The following is a 4,048-nucleotide window of genomic DNA, read 5'->3' as shown; positions in this document are numbered from 1 at the left end:
CTCGTCTCCGCCGCACGGCAGGTATTCGCGAGCCTCGGCCCGGATGCTCCGCTCGAAGAGATCGCACGTGCGGCAGGTGTCAGTCGCACCACCTTGCATCGCCACTTCACCGACCGGGAGGCTCTCGCCACGGCGGTGCTACAGGAGAACGTCGCAGACATCGAGGCCAGGGCCGCAGCTCTCGCCGACAGGGACGATGGCGCCGTAGAACTGTTCCACTACATGTTCGATGTGCAGCTACGCGCTCCATGGCTCGCACGCGTGAGCGCACGTCACGACAGAACGGACCTCGGTGAGCTCGCCCGCCGCACGACGGCGGCGATCGAGCCGCTCGTGGACCGGGCGCGAGCGTGTGGCGTCGTTCATGCATCGGTGACTACGGACGACGTCCTTCTCAGCCTTCCCATGGCCATGGCCGCACACGCGGCGGATGCTCTCGCGGCTCGTCCGCATCGCCCGCACCGGATCCGCGAAATCCTCCACAGGGGACTGTTCACCACTGCCCCGTCAGACAGGAAGACGCCCCCGCCGCCCGGAGAATGACTTCGCCGGCACATCTATTGCGGTCAAGGGCCCGTGCTTGAGGCCCGTGTCTCACAGTTCTTCGGATAGCCGGTGTTGATCTGCACCGGCGGCTCAGTCCACCAGCACTGTTTCGGCTCTTGTCCCGCCGGTGTCGTCGGTGTCGGTCAGGGTGTGAGTGCCGTTTCGCTTCTGCCGTGGGATGAGCAACACGATGAGGGCGCCTGCGATGGCGGCGGCGGCTCCGATGATGAAGCAGAGCTGGAACGCGCTCTGGGCGGGCACGGCTGGGAGGCCCGGCGCCATTGTGGTGGTCTGGCTGGTGAGCACGACGGCCATGACTGCCCCCGCGATCGTGGTGCCCATGGACCGCATGAGGCCGTTGAGTCCGACGCTGGCCGCCGACTCGCTCGGTGGGACGTTGGTGAGGATGAGTGTGGGCATCGCCGCGTAGCCGATTCCCACGCCTGCGGATGCGATGCAGGACGCGAGCATGAGCTGCCATGGCGCATCCATCAGGAATACGGCCACTGCGTAGCCGAGGGCGATGACGACGGCTCCGACTGCAAGGGTGATGCGCGCGCCGAGCTGGGTCAGCATCCGGGATGACACCGGGGTGAACATCATCATCATGATGCCTGCGGGCGCCATCCAGAGCCCGGTTTGCAGGATGGTCTGGCCCAGCCCATGTCCGGTCGCCTCGGGCAGCTGCAGTAGCTGTGGGACGACGATGGATTGCGCCATCATGCCGAAGCCGATGAGCACGGCGGCGATGTTGGTGAGCAGGACGGGTGTGCGGGCGCTGGTGCGCAGGTCGACGAGCGGCTCGCGGTGGCGCATCTCGTACCAGCCCCACAGCAGGAGCACGAGGACGCCGCCGCCGATCAAGCCGAGCGTGCTCGAGTCGCCCCAGCCCCAGTCGTTGCCCTTGGTGACGCCGACCAGGACACCGACGAGTCCGGCGCTTAGTCCGAGCGCGCCGACGACGTCGAGCTTGCCCGGGTGGGCGTCGCGCACACGTGGGACGACCGTGGCCGTGAGGGCGATCATGGCCGCGGCGAGGGCGGCCGAGACCCAGAACAGCGCGTGCCAGTCGAAGTCTTGGGCGATCCAGGCCGCCAGTGGAAGGCCGAGCGCGCCGCCGACGCCCAGGGTCGCACTGACCCCGGCAACGGCGGTGTTGCGCAGGTGCGGCGGCGCGGTCTCGCGGACCATGCTGATAGCGACGGGAATGTAGCCCATAGCCATGCCCTGGAGCACCCGGCCGACGAGCATCGGTCCGACCGAGTCGGACACGGCACAGATCAGCGAACCGACTCCGAGGACGGCGGCAGAGGTGACCAGGACGGGCTTCTTGCCGTACATGTCGGCCAGGCGCCCGGTCACCGGCATCGCGACGGCGGCCCCGAGCAGGGTCGCGGTGACGACCCACGATGCATTGCTGGCGGAGGTCTGCAGCAGCACGGGCAGTTCGCCCTGGATCGGGATCACGAGTGATTGCATCAGTGCAGCGCACAGGCTGCTGAAGCACAGCACCGCGACGGCGGCTACGGCGCGGCGCGTCGATTGAGGTGCCGCGAGGTCTGCGGCGGTGGAGGAACGGGGGACAGTCATGGCACTCCGAAGGATATGTATGATACATACAACTCAATTGAGTGTATGCTACCTACATACGTTGTTCGATCACAATCCGGGAGTCCTGGAGGTCTTTGATGTCGCCTGTGACACCGCCGTCCGCGACGTCTGCATCCGCCGCCTCGGAATCCGATCTGACCATTGGTCGTGCACTGGCAGGGCTGCTGACCCGCCTAGACATCCACCGCCGGCTCGTCGAGTCCCGCAGTCCGCTCGGGGTCGCCGATGGTCGCCTGCTGTGGCTGCTGTCGGATCGTCGGCCCCGCACGTTGCGGGAGATCGCCGACGCGCTCGGCTTGGAGCAGTCCACGGTCAACCGTCAGGTCAACGGCGCGCTCAACGAGGGGCTCGTGCGCCGGATCACCGAGCGTGGTCAGTCTGCCCGGCTGATCGAGCCGACTGCGCACGGGCTCTCGGCGCTCGAAGAAGCCATATCCGTGGTCCTCGGATCCTACGAGGCCGGATTGGCAGCCCTCGGCGACCACGACGCCACGCAGTTCCTCGAGCTCCTCGAGCGGTTCGTCGAGGCCTACGGCGAGGCCGTCCGGGCATAGCGGCCGGCGCCTGCAGTTGTCGAAGTGTGCGCCGATCGGCCTCTCCAGGAGCGCGGATCTCTGCATCGGTGACCGACCGCGTGGCTGGGTCTTGTCAAACGATGATAGTTGTCGCCCCGGCGCTGCCGGGATCAGTGTGGGGCGGCGGTCGACTCACGTACGACGATCTCTGTGGGTAGTGGGTCCGGTGCCGCGGGCTCGCTCCCGTCGAACGTCGCGACGAGGCTGCGCACGGCCGCGTCGCCCGCCCGGTCAAGTGGGCTGCGCACAGTCGTGAGGGCGGGTGTCGTGAGGTCGGCGCCGAAGATGTCGTCGAAGCCCATGATGTTGAGATCGCCTGGCACGTCTATGCCCTCGGCGCGGCACGCGCGGAGGAGGCCGATCGCCATGAGGTCGTTGTAGGCGAGCACGGCGGTCACGCCGGACGCCTGCACGCGACGCAGCGCGGACTGGCCTCCCCCGAGATCGGGGGAGGTGGGGCCGATCTCCACGAAGGTCAGGCCACGCGCGACGGCGTGCTCGAATAGGCGCTCGCCGCGCTCGCGGGACATCCAGGAGGTCGCCGGCCCCGCGAGGTAGGCGATCGATGTGTGGCCGAGGGTAGCGAGGTGGTCGATGGCCTGCGCGACGCCGCCGTCGATGTCGGGCACGATGGCGGGGAGCTCCCCGACGCGGCGGTTGATGAGCACGACGTCCTTCGACGCCGCGATCTGGCGGATTTGGTCGTCCTCGAGCCGCGCGGCCGCGAGCACGACGCCGTCGACCGCCGGGAGCAGCCGATCGAGTGTGCCGTACTCGACCTCGCCCGACTCTTGTGACTCCGCGAGCACGAGCGTGTAACCGAGCTCGCCGCATGCCTGTTCGGCGCCGCGCACAAGCCGGAAGAACACAGGGTTCGTCACGTCGGACACGACGAGCCCGAGCATGCGCGTACGCCCGGTCGGGAGAGAGCGCGCCATGGGGTTGCCGCGATAGCCGAGCTTCGCGGCCGCATCGCGGATCCGCTGCTCGGTCTTCGCCGCGACGCGTCCGGGCTTGTTGAGCGCTCGCGACACGGTGGAGGGGCTGAGGTCAAGCTCGCGCGCGATATCGTAGATCGTCGCGGATGGCTTCCGGTTGCCATTCGTGCCGACTCGCGACAGGTGCTCGGACACACGTACCCTCCTGAAGTCCTGCGGCTTTCCATCGTTCCACATCGCAACCGATTGCCACGAGTGAACTGTCGAGGCGGAGGTGACGCATTGCGACGAGCGAGCCTACGGGGCACTAACGTGCTGTGCCTCGCGATTCCGCTGTGCCTGCGCCTGCAGGGCGGTCTCGATCTCCACGAGGTGGCT

Annotated in this window: 4 protein-coding genes; 2 read left to right on the top strand and 2 right to left on the bottom strand. The window is 67.8% G+C overall.

The annotated features are described in order from the left end of the window. Positions 1-543: TetR/AcrR family transcriptional regulator (locus tag ELR45_RS28185; RefSeq protein WP_165368177.1), on the top strand; the 543-nt coding region annotated here is incomplete at its 5' end. A gap of 93 nt (positions 544-636) precedes the next feature. Here the strand turns inward: ELR45_RS28185 and ELR45_RS28180 are convergent. Beyond that, positions 637-2,136 carry an MFS transporter gene (locus tag ELR45_RS28180; RefSeq protein ID WP_129669284.1) on the bottom strand — a complete coding sequence of 500 codons (1,500 nt, stop codon included), beginning with the start codon at positions 2,134-2,136 and terminating at the stop codon, positions 637-639. 98 nt (positions 2,137-2,234) lie between these two features. Here ELR45_RS28180 and ELR45_RS28175 point away from each other — a divergent pair, with 98 nt between their 5' ends. Next, positions 2,235-2,711, top strand: a complete 477-nt coding sequence (locus ELR45_RS28175) for a MarR family winged helix-turn-helix transcriptional regulator (protein ID WP_129669283.1) — start codon at positions 2,235-2,237, stop codon at positions 2,709-2,711. A 131-nt stretch (positions 2,712-2,842) separates the two neighbouring features. Here ELR45_RS28175 and ELR45_RS28170 read toward each other — a convergent pair whose 3' ends face one another. After that, on the bottom strand, positions 2,843-3,865 hold the full coding sequence (locus ELR45_RS28170; protein WP_165368176.1) for a LacI family DNA-binding transcriptional regulator: 1,023 nt from the start codon (positions 3,863-3,865) through the stop codon (positions 2,843-2,845). Between the last annotated feature and the right edge of the window lie 183 nt (positions 3,866-4,048).

The sequence above is a fragment of the Phytoactinopolyspora endophytica genome, from assembly GCF_004138495.1.
Classification (GTDB): domain Bacteria; phylum Actinomycetota; class Actinomycetes; order Jiangellales; family Jiangellaceae; genus Phytoactinopolyspora; species Phytoactinopolyspora endophytica.
Note: the sequence above shows the minus strand (reverse complement) of the source record. Positions and strands in the feature narration are given on the sequence as shown.

What these genes read in the sequence shown, in the direction of transcription:
- ELR45_RS28180 (WP_129669284.1), bottom strand. Translation starts at nt 2,136, where the DNA reads ATGACTGTCCCCCGTTCCTCCACCGCCGCAGACCTCGCGGCACCTCAA.
- ELR45_RS28175 (WP_129669283.1), top strand. Translation starts at nt 2,235, where the DNA reads ATGTCGCCTGTGACACCGCCGTCCGCGACGTCTGCATCCGCCGCCTCG.